Origin of the sequence: Streptacidiphilus carbonis, assembly GCF_000787775.1 — a bacterium.
Classification (GTDB): Bacteria; Actinomycetota; Actinomycetes; order Streptomycetales; family Streptomycetaceae; genus Streptacidiphilus; species Streptacidiphilus carbonis.
Map to the genome: position 1 here is coordinate 1 of NZ_BBPM01000061.1, position 18,645 is coordinate 18,645.

General features: G+C 71.2%; 19 protein-coding genes. 7 read left to right on the top strand and 12 right to left on the bottom strand.

Annotated features, from left to right (window positions below):
- The 3 genes from TR46_RS42770 to TR46_RS38475 form a co-directional block, all read left to right on the top strand.
- On the top strand, positions 1 to 652 hold a 652-nt coding region (locus TR46_RS42770), incomplete at its 5' end, for a DUF5819 family protein (RefSeq protein ID WP_042408476.1).
- Positions 649 to 1,884 (top strand): HTTM domain-containing protein, encoded by a 1,236-nt coding sequence (locus TR46_RS31465; protein ID WP_052433259.1) that lies wholly within the window; start codon positions 649 to 651, stop codon positions 1,882 to 1,884. The genes TR46_RS42770 and TR46_RS31465, both read left to right, overlap by 4 nt.
- A 48-nt stretch (positions 1,885 to 1,932) precedes the next feature.
- Entirely contained in the window at positions 1,933 to 2,790 is an 858-nt protein-coding gene (locus TR46_RS38475; protein WP_052433260.1) for a BRO-N domain-containing protein, read from the top strand.
- Here TR46_RS38475 and TR46_RS31475 read toward each other — a convergent pair.
- The 8 genes from TR46_RS31475 to TR46_RS31510 all read right to left on the bottom strand — a co-directional run bounded on the left by TR46_RS31475 (position 2,787) and on the right by TR46_RS31510 (position 11,956).
- On the bottom strand, positions 2,787 to 3,539 hold the full coding sequence (locus TR46_RS31475) for a TrmH family RNA methyltransferase (RefSeq protein ID WP_042408478.1): 753 nt from the start codon (positions 3,537 to 3,539) through the stop codon (positions 2,787 to 2,789). The genes TR46_RS38475 and TR46_RS31475 overlap by 4 nt on opposite strands.
- A gap of 157 nt (positions 3,540 to 3,696) precedes the next feature.
- Positions 3,697 to 4,566, bottom strand: a complete 870-nt coding sequence (locus tag TR46_RS31480) for an ABC transporter permease (RefSeq protein WP_084719107.1) — start codon at positions 4,564 to 4,566, stop codon at positions 3,697 to 3,699.
- On the bottom strand, positions 4,566 to 5,498 hold the full coding sequence (locus TR46_RS31485; protein WP_042408481.1) for an ABC transporter permease: 933 nt from the start codon (positions 5,496 to 5,498) through the stop codon (positions 4,566 to 4,568). Before TR46_RS31485 ends, TR46_RS31480 begins: the two co-directional genes overlap by 1 nt.
- On the bottom strand, positions 5,495 to 6,646 hold the full coding sequence (locus TR46_RS31490) for an ABC transporter ATP-binding protein (protein ID WP_042408485.1): 1,152 nt from the start codon (positions 6,644 to 6,646) through the stop codon (positions 5,495 to 5,497). The genes TR46_RS31485 and TR46_RS31490 overlap by 4 nt, the downstream gene beginning before the upstream one ends.
- A 59-nt stretch (positions 6,647 to 6,705) precedes the next feature.
- Complete coding sequence (locus TR46_RS31495) at positions 6,706 to 7,953, bottom strand: polyamine ABC transporter substrate-binding protein (protein WP_042408489.1); 1,248 nt, start codon at positions 7,951 to 7,953, stop codon at positions 6,706 to 6,708.
- A gap of 407 nt (positions 7,954 to 8,360) precedes the next feature.
- On the bottom strand, positions 8,361 to 10,028 hold the full coding sequence (gene paaN, locus TR46_RS31500) for a phenylacetic acid degradation protein PaaN (protein ID WP_042408492.1): 1,668 nt from the start codon (positions 10,026 to 10,028) through the stop codon (positions 8,361 to 8,363).
- Positions 10,029 to 10,094: 66 nt separating this feature from the next.
- Positions 10,095 to 10,562, bottom strand: coding sequence for a MarR family transcriptional regulator (locus TR46_RS31505; protein WP_052433261.1), 468 nt, complete (start codon positions 10,560 to 10,562; stop codon positions 10,095 to 10,097).
- Complete coding sequence (locus TR46_RS31510; RefSeq protein ID WP_236655604.1) at positions 10,559 to 11,956, bottom strand: MFS transporter; 1,398 nt, start codon at positions 11,954 to 11,956, stop codon at positions 10,559 to 10,561. Before TR46_RS31510 ends, TR46_RS31505 begins: the two co-directional genes overlap by 4 nt.
- A 180-nt stretch (positions 11,957 to 12,136) precedes the next feature.
- Here TR46_RS31510 and TR46_RS31515 point away from each other — a divergent pair, with 180 nt between their 5' ends.
- Positions 12,137 to 12,736 (top strand): TetR/AcrR family transcriptional regulator, encoded by a 600-nt coding sequence (locus TR46_RS31515; protein WP_042408497.1) that lies wholly within the window; start codon positions 12,137 to 12,139, stop codon positions 12,734 to 12,736.
- A gap of 33 nt (positions 12,737 to 12,769) precedes the next feature.
- Here TR46_RS31515 and TR46_RS31520 read toward each other — a convergent pair whose 3' ends face one another.
- On the bottom strand, positions 12,770 to 13,213 hold the full coding sequence (locus tag TR46_RS31520) for an Lrp/AsnC family transcriptional regulator (protein WP_037595396.1): 444 nt from the start codon (positions 13,211 to 13,213) through the stop codon (positions 12,770 to 12,772).
- 434 nt (positions 13,214 to 13,647) lie between these two features.
- Here TR46_RS31520 and pdhA point away from each other — a divergent pair, with 434 nt between their 5' ends.
- From pdhA to TR46_RS31535, 3 genes are read left to right on the top strand one after another with little or no spacing between them, the layout of a single operon-like run.
- Positions 13,648 to 14,799, top strand: a complete 1,152-nt coding sequence (gene pdhA / locus TR46_RS31525; RefSeq protein ID WP_042408502.1) for a pyruvate dehydrogenase (acetyl-transferring) E1 component subunit alpha — start codon at positions 13,648 to 13,650, stop codon at positions 14,797 to 14,799.
- Positions 14,796 to 15,827: an alpha-ketoacid dehydrogenase subunit beta gene (locus TR46_RS31530; protein ID WP_042408505.1), complete on the top strand. Its 1,032-nt coding sequence runs from the start codon at positions 14,796 to 14,798 to the stop codon at positions 15,825 to 15,827. The genes pdhA and TR46_RS31530 overlap by 4 nt, the downstream gene beginning before the upstream one ends.
- An 8-nt stretch (positions 15,828 to 15,835) precedes the next feature.
- Positions 15,836 to 17,062 (top strand): dihydrolipoamide acetyltransferase family protein, encoded by a 1,227-nt coding sequence (locus tag TR46_RS31535; RefSeq protein ID WP_042408574.1) that lies wholly within the window; start codon positions 15,836 to 15,838, stop codon positions 17,060 to 17,062.
- Between the two features lie 7 nt (positions 17,063 to 17,069).
- Here the strand turns inward: TR46_RS31535 and TR46_RS31540 are convergent, their stop codons facing one another.
- From TR46_RS31540 to TR46_RS31550, 3 genes are all read right to left on the bottom strand, one after another.
- Entirely contained in the window at positions 17,070 to 17,582 is a 513-nt protein-coding gene (locus TR46_RS31540) for a GNAT family N-acetyltransferase (RefSeq protein WP_084719108.1), read from the bottom strand.
- Between the two features lie 100 nt (positions 17,583 to 17,682).
- On the bottom strand, positions 17,683 to 18,009 hold the full coding sequence (locus TR46_RS31545; protein ID WP_030254332.1) for a rhodanese-like domain-containing protein: 327 nt from the start codon (positions 18,007 to 18,009) through the stop codon (positions 17,683 to 17,685).
- A gap of 87 nt (positions 18,010 to 18,096) precedes the next feature.
- A partial coding sequence (locus TR46_RS31550) for a J domain-containing protein (protein WP_161790238.1) occupies positions 18,097 to 18,645 on the bottom strand: 549 nt, incomplete at its 5' end.

The window sequence follows — 18,645 nt, forward strand, 5'->3', positions numbered from 1 at the left end:
GCTGTGGTCGCCGCCCGCCCTGGTCGCCCTAGCCCTCACCGCCACCGTCCTGATCGCGGCCGCCGCCTGGCACCTCGGCACCGTCTTCCTCTCCATAGCCCCCGCCAATCCGGCCTCCCAGCGCTACCAGTCGGCGATCAACGCCCATGTGCTGCCCGAGTTCGAACAGAACTGGCAGCTCTTCGCGCCCAACCCGCTGCAGAACAACATCGCCGTGGAGGCCCGGCTGCAGACCCTCGCCACCGACGGCAGCCGCGCCGAGTCCGGCTGGATCGACCTCACCGCCCAGGACATAGCAGACATCCGGGACAACCCAGCCCCCAGCCACCTGGACCAGAACCAGCTGCGCCGGGCCTGGGACTACTACACCTCCTGGCACAACCTGCCCAGCGAGAACTCGCTGGGCTCGGGCGGCCCGCTGTCGAAGGAGTACCTGAAGCGCATCGCCCTGCAGCGGCTCGCGGGACTCAACGGCAACAGCCGCACCTGGCACGGCAACCAGATCATCCAGATCGAGTTCCGCTCCGCCACCACCCCGGTCACCGGCCCGTCCTGGACCGCCGCCACACAGAAGAAGCAGACCAGCTACACCACCCTGCAGTGGTGGGCGGTCTCCGACGACGACTACACCGGCCTCGGGGTCCCCGGATGACCGCCCCCGCCACATCGCGCCAGCCCGCGTTCACGGCCCTGCGCGACAGCACCCTCGACGGCTGGACCGCCTTCACCGGACGGGTCCTCGCGCCCTACCAGGCAGCCGTCATCCGGATCGGCTTCGCCCTGTGCTTCGGCGGCTTCCTGCTCCGCGAGTGGCCGCACCGCCGGGTGCTGTACGGCGACCGGTCCGCCTGGAGCCTCGACCTGGCCCGCCAGATGCTGGCCGGCAACCACGCCTTCACGGTGCTGGCCTGGTCCGGGGACCGCTGGTGGTTCGAGACCGTGTACACCCTGGCGATCGCGGTGAGCGTGCTGCTGCTGCTCGGCTGGCGCACCCGCGCCATGTCCGTGCTGTTCCTGGTCTGCGTGCTGTCGATCCAGAACCGCAGCGTCCTGATCGGCGACGGCGGCGACAACGTCATCCACCTGATGGCGATCTACCTGGCCTTCACCCGCTGCGGCACGGTCTGGTCGCTGGACGCGCGCCGACGCCGGCTGCACCCGGGCCGAGGAGTCGACCGCGTCGGGGTGGCGCTGTGGTCGCTGCTCGGCCCGGCCCTGCTGTTCGCCCAGCTCACCGATCCCGGCGGGACGGGCATGCTCAGCCCCGGGCTGTACTCCTGGAGCACCGTCTTCTGGGCGTTCTGGCTGATCAGCGGCGCCTGGTGGCTGCTGGACCGCCGGGCACCGGACGGCGAGGCCCGCGCCGTGCTGGACGCCATGGCGACCATGCTGCACAACTGCGCGATGCTGGTGGTGATGGTGGAGGTCTGCTTCATCTACGCCACCGCCGGCTGGTACAAGATCCAGGGCTCGCTCTGGCAGGGCGGCACCGCGCTCTACTTCCCGCTGCACCTGGACTACTTCAACCCCTGGCCCGGACTGTCGCAACAGCTCGCGGCGCACCCGATCCCGGTCTTCCTGATCAGCTACGGCACGGTGATCGTGCAGGTGGCCTTCCCGTTCCTGGTCTTCAACCGACGCATCAAGAACGTACTGCTGGTCCTGATGATGACCGAGCACGCCGCCATCGCGCTGACCCTCGGCCTGCCCTTCTTCTCACTGGCGATGATCAGCGCGGACGCGGTCTTCCTGCCGACCTGGTTCCTGGTCCGGACCGGCAGCCGGATCTCCCGCTTCGCCACCCCCCACGCCACCCTCGTGCGCAGTCGGTTCGCGCGCCGGTCGGAACCACCGCGCTCCGCCGAAGGAGTGACCACGATCTGACAATCCCGTTGGGCAGGACGTCACAGTCATCCACCCGAAAGGGATGTCATGCCCCGCACCGAACAACCCACCCTCACCAGCACGAGCTTCCCGGTCACCGGCCAGCCGATCCGCGTGGTCACCATCGACGGCGAGCCCTGGTTCGCCACGGCGGACGTGTGCAGGATCCTGGGGCGAAACAACCCGAGTTGGGCCAACCAACTCGTCGCCCCGCACGAGACGCAGACCGTGGATCTGCGGGAGGTAACCCTCATTTCAAATGAGGGTTACAGCAAAACCGCAGGTCGGAAAAGCTACGAACGAGGAAACCCGCTCCTGAGCCTGGTCAGCGAGAGCGGGCTCTACACGCTCGTCCTCCGATCCCGGAAGCCCGCCGCCCGCCCCTTCCAGCAGTGGGTCACCTCCGAGTTCCTCCCCGCCCTCCGCCGCGGCGAGGCCGACCCCGACGCCCAGCGGGAGCGGATGGCCGAGACCCTCACCGAGGCCCTGGGGCTGGACCAGCCCATCGATCTCGTCGCCCGTGTCGACGGCCTCCATGACGCCGACTTCCGCGTCCTCACCGACGGAACCGTGCACTGCGCGCACGGTCGAACAGAGGTGTGCCTGCCCCGGCGGGAGGAGGACAGCGGGCCGCCCTTCGGACCGTTCTTCCGCTGTCCGGAGGTCAAGCGGATCGGCATCCGCGGCAGCCGCTCCATCCGCACCTGCGGCACCATCCGCTTCGTCGACGTGGTCCGCCGCCTGATCGCACCCCGCGAGCCGGAGACCCCGCCCGCCCCGCCGGCGGCTCCCCGGCCGCCCTTCTCCGCCGGACTGCTGTCGCTGAAGATCGGCCAGGCCCGGGTCCTCGGCACCGCCAAGGAGATCGCCCAACTGCTCATGGAGATGGGGGTGGATGCCGTCTAACCGGGCTCGGGCCGACCCGACATCCAGTGGAACAGCCCCATCCCGACGCTGGTCGCCAGGTTGAAGCTGGAGACCTGGGGCTGCATGGGCACGGCGACCGTCCGGGTCGCCATTCCCCGAAGCTCGGCCGAGATTCCGTGCCGTTCCGAACCGAAGGCGATCACCGCGTCGTCGGGGAACGGCACGGCACGGATGTCTTCGCCCTCCGGGTCGAGTGCGTACAGCGGCCCCGACGGCAGCTGATCCAGCGTCAGCTGCTCCACCGCCGTGGCGAAGTGGAGCCCGGCCCCGGCCCGTACCGCGCTCGGGTGCCACGGGTCGACGTCGCCCGTCGTCACCACGCCCGTAGCGCCGAAGCCGGCGGCCAGGCGGACGACGGCGCCGATGTTGCCGAGGTTGCGCGGGTTGTCCAGCAGGACGACGGGGGCCGGGCGCGGGCGGCGGGCCAGGGCGGCGAGGTTGGCGGGGCGCGGGCGCCGTACCGCCAGCGCGGCGATGCCGGTCGGGTGCAGCCGGGGGACGAGTTCGCGCAGCACCGCAGCCGGGACCTCCACCGCCAGCGCGTCCAGCTCCGCGGCCACGTCCGGGGCCAGCTCCGCGGCCAGCCGGGCCACCCCGGCCCGGTCGCTGGTCAGCACGCCGGTCACCGCGGCGCCGAACCTCAGCGCGTGCTTGAGCGCATGGAAGCCGTCCAGCAGCACACCGCCCCCGGCCACCCCCCGGCGCCACTTCTCGATCGCATCGTCCACCCGGCCACCCTACGTGCGCGGTGGTGCCCTGCTCGGCCGCCTCGTCCGGCACCGAACGGCACCGAACGGCACCCATCGGCACCGAACGGCAGCGTGCCCCGCCCCGCCGAGGAGTGGGCGGGGCAGGGCACGTGTTCCGGCGCGGAGGGGGAACGGGCTACCGCCGGGTCGCCCGCATCCTGCCGAGGACCGTGGTCACCGCGATGATCGCCATGGTGCCGATCAGCATGATCGAGCCGATCACATTGATCTGCGCCGGGTACGAGCGCTGCACCGAGCCGAAGATGTACATCGGGAAGGTGGTGCGCTGGCCGGCCGTGAACGCGGTGATGATGTAGTCGTCGACCGACAGCGCGAACGCCAGCAGTGCAGCGGCGGCGATGCCGGGGGCCACCAGCGGAAGGGTGACCTTCATGAAGGTCTGGGTCGGCGTGGCGTAGAGGTCCTGCGCCGCCCGCTCCAGGGTCGGGTCCATGCCCGCCAGCCGGGACTTGACGGTCACCACCACATAGCTCAGACAGAACATCACATGCGCGATGGTGATGGTCCAGAAGCCCAGGGAGCCGGGGCCGATGGTGTTGAAGAACAGCGCCGTCAGGGTCGCGCCCATGACCACCTCGGGGGCGGCCATCGGCAGGAACAGCAGGGCGTTGATGCCCGACCGGGCCTTGAAGCGGTGCCGGACCATCGCGAAGGCGATCATCGTGCCCAGCGCGGTGGAGACCACCGTCGCGACCACGCCGATCTCCAGCGACAGGCCCATGCTGCTGCACAGCGCCTGGTTGGCGCAGGGGTGGGCCCAGGCCTCGGTGGAGAACTGGTTCCAGGTGTAGTCGTACTTGCCGATCGGCTGGTTGAACGACATCACCAGGATGACGGCGTTCGGCAGCAGCATGAAGACGAAGACGACCACGGTGACGGCCAGCAGGACGTGGTCGCCGATCCAGGCCAGCGGGCCCCGGCGGCGGAGCTTCAGCGGCGCCTGGGCGCGCGGCGGCGCGCTCGTGACTGCGGTTTGAGTCGCCATCAGATCAGGTCCTCCGTACCGGCCTTGCGGATGTACATCATGACCAGGACCAGCGTGCCGACCATCATGATGACCGACATCGCCGACCCGACCGGATAGCCGTCGGTCTTGCGCAGGAACAGGTTCTCGATGCTCTGGCCGACCACACCGGTGCTCGCGTTCCCGAGCAGCTGGGCGTTGACGTAGTCGCCGACCGCCGGGATGAAGGTCAGCAGAGTGCCGCCGATCACCCCGGGCATGGACAGCGGGAGGGTGATCCGGCGCCAGGTCTGGAAGGTGCTGCAGTAGAGGTCGTTGCCGGCCTCCAGCAGCCGCGGGTCGATCTTCTCCAGCGAGGTGTACAGCGGGAGGATCATGAACGGCAGGAAGTTGTAGACCATGCCGCAGACCACGGCGCCGGGGCTGGCCAGCACATGGGTGCCGACGGTGATCCCCAGCTTGCTGGTCACCGTGAGGATGTGCAGGTCGTTGAGGACCCGGACCACGGAGCCGTTGTCGGCCAGGATGGTCTTCCAGGCGATGGTGCGGATCAGGAAGCTGGTGAAGGAGGGCACGATCACCAGTGCCATCAGCAGCGACTTCCACTTGCCGCCCTTGAAGGCGATGAAGTACGCCACCGGGTAGCCCAGTGCCAGGCACAGCACCGTGGTCGCCACCGAGAAGATCCCGGAGTGCAGGTACTGGCGCCAGTACGGCTTGACCGCGTCGACGAAGTTGGCCCAGTGCCAGGTGAGCTTGAAGCCGTCGTCGAAGTTGCCGGTCTGGACCGACGCCGACACCGAGGTGAGGATCGGGACCAGGAAGAAGAGGACCAGCCACAGCAGACCCGGCAGCAGCAGCACCCAGGGGGTGAGGTTGCGGCGCTGCCTGCGCTCCTCCGGCGGGGCCTGCTGGGCCGGGGGGTCGGCCTTGTCGAGCAGCGAGGTGCTCATGCGGCGCCCTCCTCGTCCAGGGCCGCGCCCGCCTCGATGTCCTGGTCGCCGTCGAGGCCGAAGCCCTGGCTGGGGTCCCAGTACACGAACACCTCGGCGCCGGGGCGCTGGATCTCCCGGCCGGTGTTCTGCTCGAAGACCGAGAGCTCCTCGCCGGAGGGCAGTTTGACCAGGTACTGGGTGGAGACGCCGATGAACGAGGTGTCGGAGACGGTGCCGCTGAGCACGTTGCGGCCGCTGGGCACGTCCGCCTCGGCCGCGGCGAGCTGGACCTTCTCGGGACGGACACCCAGGATCACCTTGCCGGACACCGAGCGGCAGCGCCCGGCGTCCAGGGTGAGCCTGCGTCCGTACGCGGAGACGGTGACCACGTCGTCGGTGGCGGTCTCGACCGTTCCCGGGATCAGGTTGGACTGGCCGAGGAAGTTGGCGACGAAGGTGGTGGCCGGGTTCTCATAGAGCTCGGCGGGGGAGCCCAGCTGCTCGATCCGGCCCTGGTTCATCACCGCGATGGTGTCGGCCATGGTCATGGCCTCCTCCTGGTCGTGGGTGACGTGCACGAAGGTGAGGCCGACCTCGGTCTGGATCCGCTTGAGCTCGATCTGCATCTGCCGGCGCAGCTTGAGGTCCAGCGCGCCCAGCGGCTCGTCCAGCAGCAGCACCTGGGGCTGGTTGATCAGGGCCCGGGCCAGCGCGATGCGCTGCTGCTGGCCGCCGGAGAGCTGGGTGGGCTTGCGCTTGGCCAGGTGGCCCAGCTCGACCAGCTCCAGCATCGTCTCGACCTGCGGCTTGACGCTCTTGAAGCCGCGGCGGCGGAGCCCGAAGGCGACGTTCTCGAAGATGTCCAGGTGCGGGAAGAGCGCGTAGTTCTGGAACACGGTGTTGACCGGCCGCCGGTAGGGCTTGGCGTCGGTGACGTCCTGGTCGCCCAGGAAGATCTGGCCCGCGGTCGGGTCCTCCAGGCCGGAGACCATCCGCAGCGTCGTCGTCTTGCCGCAGCCCGACGCACCGAGCAGGGCGAAGAAGGAGCCCTGCGGGATGGTCAGGTCGAGGCTGTCGACCGCTGTGAAGGCGCCGAAGCGCTTGGTCAGGCCGGCCAGACGGAGATCGCCGCCCTCGGTCCGGCCCAGTACGTCAGTGGAGCTCATCGAGAATCTTCTTTCGGGGTCGGCGCCGGTGAGGAGTCCGTCGAACGGGGGCGGGCGGCCTACTGGCCGATGGCCTGCTGGAAACGGCTGGTGTAGTCGTCGAGCTGGGCGATGGTGAGCTTCATGAAGCCGTGCGCGTTGGCTTCCATCTGCTTGGTGGGGACGATCAGCGGCGAGGAGGCCGTCTCCGGGTCCAGCTTCTGCAGCGCCGCCACCGCGCCCTCGACCGAGGGGACGTAGTCGATGTAGTCCGCGAGCTCGGCCGCCACCCCGGGTTCGAGGTAGTAGTTGAGCATCTTCTCGGCGTTGGCCTTGTGCCGGGCGAAGTTGGGGATCACACAGTTGTCGGACCAGGCCAGCAGACCCTCCTTGGGGAGGTCCACGGTGACCAGGTTGTCGACCCCGAGCTGGGCCACGTCGCCGGAGTAGGCCATGGTGACGGCGGTGTTCCCGTTCTGGAAGTCGCTCAGGTAGTCGTTGCCGGTGAAGGCACGCACCTGGCCGGAGGCCAGCGCCCTGCGGATGTACTCCAGCGCCTCGTTGAACTGCGCGTCGGTGAACTGCGCCGGGTCGTGGCCGAGGGCGAGCAGCGCCATCGCCACGGTGTCCTCCATCTCGCTGAACAGCGAGACCTTCCCGTGCAGGTCGGAGCGGGTGAACACCTCGGCGATGGAGGTGATCGGGGTCTTCACCAGCTTGTTGTTGTAGGCGATGGTGGTGAAGCCGTAGGCCCACGGCACGGAGAAGCGGCGGCCCGGGTCGACCGGGTCCTTGAGGACGCTGGGCAGCATGTTCCCGTGGTTGGGGATGTTGGCCAGGTCCAGTTCCTGCAGGTAGTCGTAGGTCCGGTACTTGGCCACCATGTAGTCGCTGACGACCAGGACGTCGTACCCCGTGTCGATCCCCTTGACCAGGTAGGGGTCGACCTTGGTGTAGAAGTCGTTGTTGTCGTTGATGATCTCCAGGTAGTCGACCTGGATGCCGGTCTGCTTGGTGAAGGCGTTCAGCGTGGGGTGCACGCTGGGGTGCTTGTCGTCCTGGATGTCGATGTACGCCGGCCAGGTCGCCCAGACCACCTTCTTCTCGGTGTCCGAGTAGTCCTTTCCGGCCTGCCCGGTCGCCTTGGCGCCGTCCGGGACGACATGTCCCTGGACGCCGCAGGCCGACAGTGCTCCGGCGCCCGCCACGGCCAGGCCGCCCGCGGTCGCGCCGCGGAGCAGGGAGCGGCGGCTCATCGCGGCGGCGGTCGAGCGGGCGCGGGTGCGGTTGCTGAACCGCGCCAGGTCTTCGAGGCTGAGGCCCTTCATGGGAGTGATGTGGCCTTTCTGCAGGCGGCACGGAAGGGGGATGGGGACAGAGGCTAGGGCGAAAAGCTGCGTTTTCCAGGGTTCTGAGCGGCTTCGACAGCGGAATCGTTATCGTTCGCGCCATTTGGCAACGTGATCCGCATCACCGCTTACCCTGAGTCACTCAGTGTGTCGAATGCCAGATACAAGGTGTAAAAGGCGCAACGGAACCCCTGCGCATCTGACAACCGAAAGCAGCAGGGGCCGCACGGGAGAATCTCTCCCGTACCGCCCCTGTTGCCGTCTTCGCCGACTGCGTCTGTTCTATCCGCTGGTGTCCCCGCGGATCAGCAGGCAGTCCGTCATCGGTCCGTGCACGTCCTTGACAGGTTGACCCTTCCTCTCCTCCGCCGGGCCGGCCCGGAGCGCTACCGCAGCTCGCGCCGGACCTCGACGGCCCGGAACCGGGAGGCCACGAAGGCCCCGTCGCAGTAGGCGGAGTTGGCGGCCGGGTTGGCCCCCGTGCCGTGCAGGTCGGAGAAGGCCGCGGTCTGGTTGACGTAGACCTGGCCGGTGAGGTTCAGCGACAGCGACACCCCCGCGTCCAGGCAGGCCTCCACCACGGCGGCCTCCACGTCCGCCGAGGTGGTGTACGCGGCGGCGGTCATCGCGCCGCGCTCGCGGACCGTGTCGCGCAGCTGCTCTACCGCCTGGGCGCTGGAGTCCACCGCGACCACGAAGGCGACCGGGCCGAAGCACTCCCCGGGCAGCGCGTCCTTGGCGATGTCCAGGCCGACCAGGGCCGGGGTGCGGACCACCGCGTCGGGGAAGTCCGGCACCGCGACGGCGCGCGGCGCCAGCAGCACCTCGCCGTACTCGCCCTTCTCGGCCTGCTCCAGCCGCTGCAGCACGCCCGGGTTGACCACGGCGCCGAGCAGCGCCGCCGCGCGGGCGTCGTCGCCGAGCAGCCGGTCCAGCGAACGCCCGAGGTCCGCGGCCACCTCGGCGAAGCTCTTGTGTCCCTGGTCGGTGTCCAGGCCGGCCCGGGGCAGCAGCAGGTTCTGCGGGGTGGTGCACATCTGCCCGCTGTAGAGCGCCAGCGAGAAGGCCAGGTTGCCGAGCATCCCGGCGTAGTCGGCGGTGGAGTCGATCAGGACGGTGTTGACCCCGGCCTTCTCGGTGTAGACCTGCGCCTGCCGGGCGTTGTCCTCCAGCCAGTCGCCGAAGGCGGTGGAGCCGGTGTAGTCGATGATCCGCACGTCCGGGTGCAGGGCCAGGGTCTTCGCCAGGCCCTCGCCGGGCTGCTCTGCGGCCAGCAGCACCACGTCGGGGCTGAAGCCGGCCTCGGCCAGCACCTCGCGGGCGACGGCGACGGTGAGCGCCAGCGGCAGCACCGCCCGCGGGTGCGGCTTGACCAGGACCGGGTTGCCGGTGGCCAGCGAGGCGAACAGGCCCGGGTAGCCGTTCCAGGTCGGGAAGGTGTTGCAGCCGATCAGCAGCGCGGTGCCGCGCGGCACCGCGGTGAACTCCTTGACCAGGCGCAGCGGGTCGCGCTTGCCCTGCGGCTTGGTCCACTCGGCGCGTTCGGGCAGCCGGGTCTGCTCGATGTAGGCGTAGGCCACCGCCTCCAGGCCGCGGTCCTGCGCGTGCGGTCCCCCGGCCTGGAAGGCCATCCCGGCCGCCTGGCCGGTGGTGTGCATCACGGCCGCGCCGAACTCGGGGGAGCGCGCGTTGATCCGGGCCAGGATCTCGCAGCAGACCGCGGCCCGCAGCAGCGGTCCGGCCGCGGCCCAGCCGGGACGAGCCGCGCGGGCGGCGGCGAACAGCGCCTCCGGGTCGCCCGCGTGCGGGTAGCTCACCGCCAGCGCGGGTCCGAACGGCGACCGCTCCCCGCCCTGCTCGGGACCGGGGCCGACCAGCCCGTCCGTCCCCGGCTGGTCCAGCAGCAGCTCCCGTCCCTGCAGGGCGTCCAGCCCCACCGGCTCCCCGTACGCCCGGGGCGACTCCGGGTAGGCCGACCAGTAGTCGCGGGCCGCGAGCGCGGCGAGGGCGGCGTCCAGAGTGGGCCGGTGACGGTCGATCAGCTCGTGGGACATGACGGCTCTCCTCAGTGAGTCCTGGCGACACTGCCGGGATTCAGACTAACCGAATGATCGGTCGGTTCAAGAGCCTGCTTCGACCTTCGCCATCACCCGCCGCAGCGTTTCCAGCTCCTCGTCCTCCAGCGCCAGCAGCCCCCGCGGCGGCCGGGCCAGGATCGACTCCGCCAGTTCCGCCGCCAGCCGTCCGGCCTCGGTGACGGTCACCACCTTGCAGCGCCGGTCGTCCGGGTGGACGGTGCGCAGCACCAGGCCGCGCCGCTCCAGGTCGTCCACGATCAGCGTGGCGTACGGCTTGTCCGTGAGCAGCTTCTGGGCCAGCTCGCTCATCCGCAGCGGCCCCGCCGTCAGCCGGCGCAGCGCCTTGGTGCGGCTGAAGCTCATGCCCAGCGCCTCGACCACCGCCGCACGGCGGTCGTCCTGGTCCAGCACCAGGTACCGCATGGTCGCGTAGACCGCGGAGGCGGCGCGCAGCCTGGCGTCCTCGCCGTCTCCGGGGGCGACGGCCGCGTCCTCGATCTGCGTGGTCATGCCGTGACCTCCGTCCGGACCTCGGCCGGCTCGTCGAGCCTGGCGGCGTTGCGGGTCGCGGTCCCCCGGGCCCAGGCGCCGGTGGTCAGCACGCCCAGGACCAGCACCGCCAGCCCGCAGCCCACGGTGATCCACCAGCCGACGTGGCTGGCGTGGGTGAAGAGCGCCGCGTTGGTGGACCCGTGCACCGAGGAGGTGACCACCGAGACGATGACCGCCACCCCCAGCGACTGGCCGACCTGGCGGCTGGTCGAGGCCACCGCCGCGGCGACCCCGGCCTGGCTGCGCGGCATCCCGGAGACCGCGGTGTTGGTGATCGGCGCGTTGACCATGCCGAAGCCGAGGCCGAACAGCAGGTACGCGGCCATCAACTGGGCGACCGGGGTGGTCAGGCTGAGCCCGGTGAGCATCAGCCCGCTGGCGGACATGGCGACCCCGGCGACGATCAGCGGGATCCGCGGGCCCCGGGCCCCGACGATGCGTCCGGACAGCGGTGCGAAGACCACCGTCATCGCGGCCATCGGCAGGGTGAACAGGCCGGCCTTGAGCGCGCTGTAGCCGAGGGCGTTCTGCAGGTAGAGGGTGTTCAGGAAGAGGAACCCGGCCAGCGCGGCGAAACCGCAGACCGCTATCACGGTGGCCCCGGAGAACGGGACGCTGCGGAAGAAGCGCAGGTCGATCAGGGGTTCCTGGCGGCGCGGCTCATAGGCCAGCAGGCCGGCCAGGGCGGCGGCGCCGAGGGCGAAGCAGCCGATGGTCTGGACGGAGGTCCAGCCGGCCGTCGGGGCCTCGATGATGCCGTAGGTGATCGAGGCCAGCAGGGTGATCACCAGGATCTGGCCGACCGGGTCCACCCGGCGCGCCTTGGCCGCCTTGGACTCGGGGACGAAGCGCCCGGCCAGGACCAGTGCGGCGATGCCGACCGGGATGTTGATCCAGAAGATCGACGGCCAGCCGACCGATCCGACCAGCAGCCCGCCGAGGACCGGGCCGAGCGCCATGCTGACGCCGACGGTGCCGCCCCAGACGCCGATGGCGCGGGCGCGCTCGCGGGGGTCGGTGAAGGTGTTGGTGATGATCGACATCGCCACCGGGTTCAGCATCGAGCCGCCGACGGCCTGGATCATGCGGGCCGCGATCAGCCAGCCCAGGCTCGGGGAGAGGCTGCAGAGCAGCGAGCCTAGGGTGAACAGGGCCAACCCGGACTGGAAGGTCCGGCGGCGGCCGATCCGGTCGCCGGTGGAGCCGGAGAGCATCAGCAGGCCGGCCAGCACCAGGGTGTAGGCGTCGATGGTCCACTGCAGCCCGGAGACCGAGGCGTGCAGGTCGCGCTGGATGGACGGCAGCGCCACGTTCACGATGGTGTTGTCGAGGCCGACGATGAACAGGCTCATGCAGCAGATGGCGAGGACCAGGAATCGCCTTCGGGCGCTCAGCGGTGCTCCAGCGTTTACAGAGGTGTCAGCTTCCGGCATGGGGCGACCAGCTTCATCAGTTTGACTTCTATAATCGTTATGACAGTACAACTATCTCCCCAGGGCTGCCACCCGGACCCTGCCGCTAGGCTGCGCAGCATGGTCGACAACCCGCGCGTCCAGCGCCGTGACGCCTACACCGTCGAGACGCTGCTCGCCGTGACGGTGCGGGTGTTCAACGAGCGCGGCTACGACGGGACCTCGATGGAGGACCTGTCCCGGGCCGCCGGCATCAGCAAGTCGTCGATCTACCACCATGTCCGCGGCAAGGAGGAGCTGCTTCGGCTGGCTGTCGGCCGGGCCCTGGACGGCCTCTTCGGCATCCTGGACGAGCCGGAGGCCACCACCGGACGCGCGGTCGACCGGCTGGAGCACGTGGTGCGCCGCACCACCGAGGTACTGGCCGCGGAACTGCCGTACGTCACCCTGCTGCTGCGGGTGCGCGGCAACACGGCCACCGAGCAGTGGGCGCTGCAGCAGCGCCGGGCCTACGACCACCAGGTCGCCGAGCTGCTGGCGGAGGCCGTGCGCGACGGCGACCTGCGCTCCGACATCGAACCCAGGCTGGCCACCCGGCTGCTCTACGGAATGATCAACTCCCTGGTGGAGTGGTACCGGCCGGGACCGGACGAGAAGTCGGTGCAGCACATCGCCGAATCGGTGACCCTGCTCGCCTTCGGCGGCCTGCGCGCCCCATAGGCCGGGCGGGAGCGCAGGGGATCCGCGGGCCCTTCAGTCCGGCAGCACCGGGGTCCGGTCGGTCTCGTCGAAGACCAGCAGTGTGTGCGTGCCCAGCACCTCCGGGATCGCCTGGATCCGGTTCAGCACCAGCTCCCGCAGGGCCCGGTTGTCCACCGTGTGCACCAGCATCAGTACGTCGAACTCCCCGCTGACCAGCGCCATGTGCTCGACCCCGGGCAGCTCCAGCAGCTGGCCCCTGACGGTGCGCCAGGAGTTCTGAACGATCTTCAGGGTGATGTAGGCGGAGGCGCCCTGCCCGGCCCGCTCATGGTCCACCCGCGCGGTGAAGCCCCTGATCACGCCGGACTCCACCATCCGCGCGATCCGCGCATAGGCATTGGCCCTGGAGACATGGACCCGTTCGGCCACCGAACGGATCGAGGCCCGGCCGTCCTGCTGCAGCAGACGGAGGATGGCCCGGTCGATCCGGTCCAGCTGGCGCTGCCCGGATCCGTCGCCGAGGCCCGAACCGCCGGACGGGGCACCGGGCCCGTCGGTCGGCGACTGGGCCGACGGCTGCGTGCTCGGCTTCCTGCCGCGCCGCTCGGGCTCCCCGCGGCCGCCGAGCGAGCCCGAGGCGGCGCCGGAAGCGGCAGGGGGGACGGCGCGCTGGCGGGCCCGTTCGGCGATCCATTCGGCCGCCGACCCCGACCGGACCGGGGGCAGTTTCGAGCGCCGGGTTCGGCGGGGGTCGCCCGGTCCGGCCATCTGTTCAGCGGGCATGGTTCTTTCGCCTCCCCTGATGGACACCCTGCCTCCAGCACAGCGCGGGAGCAGCCGTTTGTCCACCACTCGCTCTGGACAGTAGCCGATTCGATCAATCGACCGAACAATCGGTAGGGAGCAGTGGCCCGCACCGGAGGAGCCCGATGACCGTTCTCGATCACGACCTGGCAACCGCTTGGACGCCGGACGCGCACGGCCCGCGCCGTGACCCCGCACCGCTGCTCCCCGAGAGCGAGCCGGTGCGCATCCTCGGGACGCCTGCCCTGCGCCGGACGGTGGACTCCCCCGGCGGCCCGGAACTGCTGCGCGACCTGCACCGGCGGCTGGTGGTCGGACGGCGCTTCAACCAGCAGGCGACCACCCTCACCAAGCAGGGCCGGCTGGCCGTCTATCCCGCCTCGACCGGCCAGGAGGCCTGCCAGATCGCGGTGGCCGGCGCATTGCGCCCGGGCGACTGGCTGTTCCCCAGCTACCGGGACACCCTCGCGGTGGTCTCCCGCGGCGTCGACCCACTGGAGACGCTGACCCTGCTGCGCGGCAACGCGCACTGCGGCTACGACCCCTACGAGCACCAGGTCGCCCCGCTCTCCACCCCGCTGGCCACCCAGGCCCCGCACGCGGTCGGCCTGGCCCACGCCGCCCGGCTGCGTGGCGACAGCACCGTGGCGCTGGCCATGGTCGGCGACGGCGGCACCAGCGAGGGCGACTTCCACGAGGCGTTGAACTTCGCCGGGGTGCTGAACGCCCCGGTGGTCTTCCTGGTCCAGAACAACGGCTATGCCATCTCGGTGCCGCTGGCCAAGCAGTCCGCCGCGCCCACCCTGGCCCACAAGGCGGTCGGCTACGGCATCCAGGGCCGCCTGGTGGACGGCAACGACGCGGTCGCGGTGCACACCGTGCTCGGCGAGGCGGTGCAGCACGCCCGCTCCGGGGCCGGGCCGGTGCTGGTCGAGGCGGTCACCTACCGGCTGGAGGCGCACACCAACGCCGACGACGCCGGGCGCTACCGCAGCGCCGAGGAGGTCGCCGGCTGGCGCGAACGCGACCCGCTGACCCTGATGGAACGTCATCTGCGCGAGGCCGGGGTGCTCGGCGACCAGGAGGTCGCCGCAGCCGCCGCCGAGGCCGAGGAACTGGCCGATCGCATGCGGACGTTGTTTCACGTGAAACCCGAACTGGACCCGATGTCGCTCTTCACCCATGTCTACGCCGAGCCCACCCCGCAGCTGCGGGAGCAGGCCGCACAGCTGGCCGCCGAGCTGGCCGCCGAAGCCGCGACGGGGGCCGAGCGATGACCAGCGCAGCCCCACCCCGCGCCGCGGCACCGCAGTCCGCGGCACCCCGTACCGCGACCCTCGCCTCGGCGCTCAACAGCGCCCTGCGCGACGCGATGCGCGACGACCCGTCCGTGCACGTCCTCGGCGAGGACGTCGGCACCCTGGGCGGGGTCTTCCGGATCACCGACGGCCTGGCCGCCGAGTTCGGCGCGGACCGCTGCCTGGACACCCCGCTGGCCGAGGCCGGCATCCTCGGCACCGCGGTCGGCATGGCCATGTACGGGCTGCGGCCGGTGGTGGAGATGCAGTTCGACGCCTTCGCCTACCCCGCCTTCGAGCAGCTGGTCTCCCATGTCGCCCGGATGCGCAACCGCACCGCGGGCCGGATGCCGCTGCCGATCACCATCCGGATCCCCTACGGCGGCGGCATCGGCGGCGTGGAGCACCACAGCGACTCCTCCGAGGCCTACTACGCGCACACCCCCGGGCTGCACGTGGTCACCCCGGCCACCGTCGCCGACGGCTACGGGCTGCTGCGCTCGGCCATCGCCTCGGACGACCCGGTGGTGTTCCTGGAGCCCAAGCGGCTCTACTGGTCCAAGGACGACTGGTCCGCCGAGGCCCCGACCCCGATCGAGCCGATCGGCCGCGCCGTGGTCCGCCGTCAGGGCAGCTCGGCCACCCTGCTGACCTACGGTCCGTCACTTCCGGTCTGCCTGGAGGCGGCCGAGGCGGCCAGGGCCGAGGGCTGGGACCTGTCCGTGGTGGATCTGCGCAGCCTGGCGCCCTTCGACGACGAGACGGTGGCCGCCGCGGTACGCGCCACCGGGCGCGCGGTGGTGGTGCACGAGTCGGCCGGCTTCGCCGGGGTGGGCGCGGAGATCGCGGCCCGGGTCACCGAGCGCTGCTTCCACCACCTGGCCGCCCCGGTGCTGCGGGTCACCGGCTTCGACATCCCGTACCCGCCGCCGATGCTGGAGGAACACCACCTGCCGGGCGTCGACCGGATCCTTGACGCAGTATCGAAACTCCAGTGGGAGCAGTGATCGCCCCGATGGCTTCCGTGCGCGAGTTCCCGCTGCCCGACCTCGGTGAGGGCCTGACCTCTGCGGAGATCGTCCGCTGGCTGGTCGAGGTGGGCGATGTGATCAAGGTCGACCAACCGGTCGCCGAGGTGGAGACGGCCAAGGCAGTGGTCGAGGTGCCCTGCCCCTACGCGGGTGTGGTCACCTCCCGCTTCGGCGAGGCCGGCACCGAGGTGCCGGTCGGCGCCCCGCTGGTCACCGTCGCGGTGGCGCCGGCGGAGGGGACGGCGGAGGGGGTGGGGAACGGCTCCGGCAACGTCCTGGTCGGCTACGGCACCACGGAGTCGTCCGGCTCCAGGCGCCGCCGGGTCGGCACCGCCGTCAAGCCGGCCGCTCCCGCCCCGGTCAGAGCCGTCCCCGCGGTGATCTCCCCGCTGGTGCGCAGGCTGGCCCGGGAGAACGGCATCGACCTGGCCACCGTCACCGGCAGCGGCCCGGACGGCCTGATCATGCGCGCGGACGTGACGAAGCCTCAACCCCGGACCGGGCCCGCTCCGACGGAGCCTGCTCCGACCGAGGAGGTCACCCCGTTGCGCGGGGTCGCCCGCCTCGCCGCCGAGACCTTCGCCCGCAGCCGGCGCGAGATCCCGGACGCGACCTGCTGGGTGGACGCCGACGCCACCGAACTGCTGGCCGCCCGGCGGACCCTGGACCTCGGCCTGCTCGCCCTGCTGGCCCGGGTCTGCACCGCCGCCCTGGCCCGGCATCCCGAGCTCAACTCCAGCGTGGTGACCGGCCCGGACGGCGCCGCCACCGGCATCCGCCGGCACTCCGCGGTGCACCTGGGCTTCGCCGCGCAGACCCCGCGCGGACTGGCCGTCCCCGTGGTCAGGGACGCGCACCTGCTCAGCACCGGGCAGCTGGCCGCCGAACTCTCCCGGCTCACCGCCGCTGCTCGCGAGGGCCGGCTCAGCCCGGCCGAGCTCACCGGCGGCACCTTCACCCTCAACAACTACGGGGTCTTCGGCGTCGACGGCTCGACGCCGATCATCAACCACCCCGAGGCGGCCATGCTCGGTGTGGGCCGGATCGCCGCCAAGCCCTGGGTGCACCGGGGCGAGCTGGCGGTGCGCCAGGTGGTGCAGCTGTCCTTCAGCTTCGACCACCGGGTCTGCGACGGCGCGGTCGCCGGAGCGTTCCTGCGCTTCGTCGCCGACGCGGTGGAGTCCCCGGTGGCGCTGCTGCGCGACCTGTGAGACCGCGCTACGCGACCGCTGACCGAAGGACGAAGCGGGGCAGGCCGTCGTCGCCGACCCCGTCCCGCTGGAAGCCGGACCGGAGCAGCACGGCCTGGGAGGCCGTGTTGTCCGGCTCGGTGTGCGCGACCACCAGGCCCACCCCGGGCCCGGCCAGCGCATAGGCCGTCAGCAGCCGTACCGCCTCGGTGACATAGCCGTGGCCGCGCGCCGAGGCGGCCAGGTCGTAGCCGATCTCGACGCCGCCGCGGTTCGGCGGGCCGTGGAAGCCCGCACCGCCGACGGCCGCGCCGTCCTCCAGCCGGACTATCGCGAACACGCCCCACTCCGGCTCGAAGACGCCGCTCTGAGCCGCCTTCACCACACCGCCGCAGGCGTCCCTGGTGCCCTGGAAAGGGCCGTCGGGGACCCAGGCGAACCCGCCGTCCCCGCCGCGCGCCAGCGCCTCGGCCGCCTCAGGGGCGATCGCGCGGAGTTCGATCCGGTCGGTGCGCAATGCTACCGGTCGTGCGTAGTTCATTCGGCCCCTTTGAGCTGGTTGTCCACTCAAGCCAGCATGACGGACCGGACCGGGCCCGCACAGGGGAATTCGCACAAGAAGCAGTCGCCCCGGATTTCGGCTACAGCACGAAGGGGTTGCCGTCCGCGCTCGTCATCGGCCGGCCGGCAGCCTCCCAGGCGTACATCCCGCCGTCGACGTTCACCGCGTCCCGGCCCTGGGCCACCAGGTACTGCACCACCTGGGCCGAGCGGCCGCCGACCCGGCACAGCACATAGAGCTTCTGCTCCGGCAGCTCCTCGATCCGCGCCATCAGCTGGCCCATCGGGATGTGCAGCGCGCCGTCCACATGGCCCGCCTCCCACTCGTCCTGCTCCCGGACGTCGAGCAGGGCGCCCTCGGCGGGCACGGAAGCGGCGTCCACAGTGGGGACGGAGGCGTGGAACATCGGATTCTCCAGGGATCAGGTGCGGGATCAGGCGCGGAATCGGGTTCGGGATGCGATGAGTGACGGCTCAATTCTCGCCGACGCCGGTCACCCCGTGCCGACCAGCCGGTCCAGCTCGGCCTGTCGGGTCGAGACGGACTCCAGCAGCTGCTCGGCCAGCACCTCCAGCAGCGCGTCGGGATCGTCCGGCAGCAGCATCAGCAGCTGACCCATCGGGCTGTCGACCAGCTCGGCGCGGGCCGCCTCGATCCGGTTGAGCCGGGCGGTCAGCCAGTCCAGCCGCTGCCGGAGCCAGGCCACCCGCTCCGGGGTGCCCTCGGCCGGAACGCCGGTGTCGTCGGTCTCACCGGCCCACTCCTCGGCCAGCGCCGCCAGCGCCAGCACGTCGCCGCGCGCGTAGGCCTCGTTGACCCGGGCGATGAAGCCGCCGCGGCGCTCCTGCTCGGCCGGGTCCTGGGCCAGGTCCGGGTGGGCCCGGCGGGCGAGGTCCCGGTACAGCCGCTGGGCCTCCTTGTCCGGCCGGATCCGCTGCGGCGCCTGCGGCATGACGGGCGGTTCGCTCTCGCCCGCGCCGCCGCGCCCGTCGCCGCCGCCGCCGCGCTCGCCGCCCTCGGCGGAGTCCGCCCGGGCCGCCGC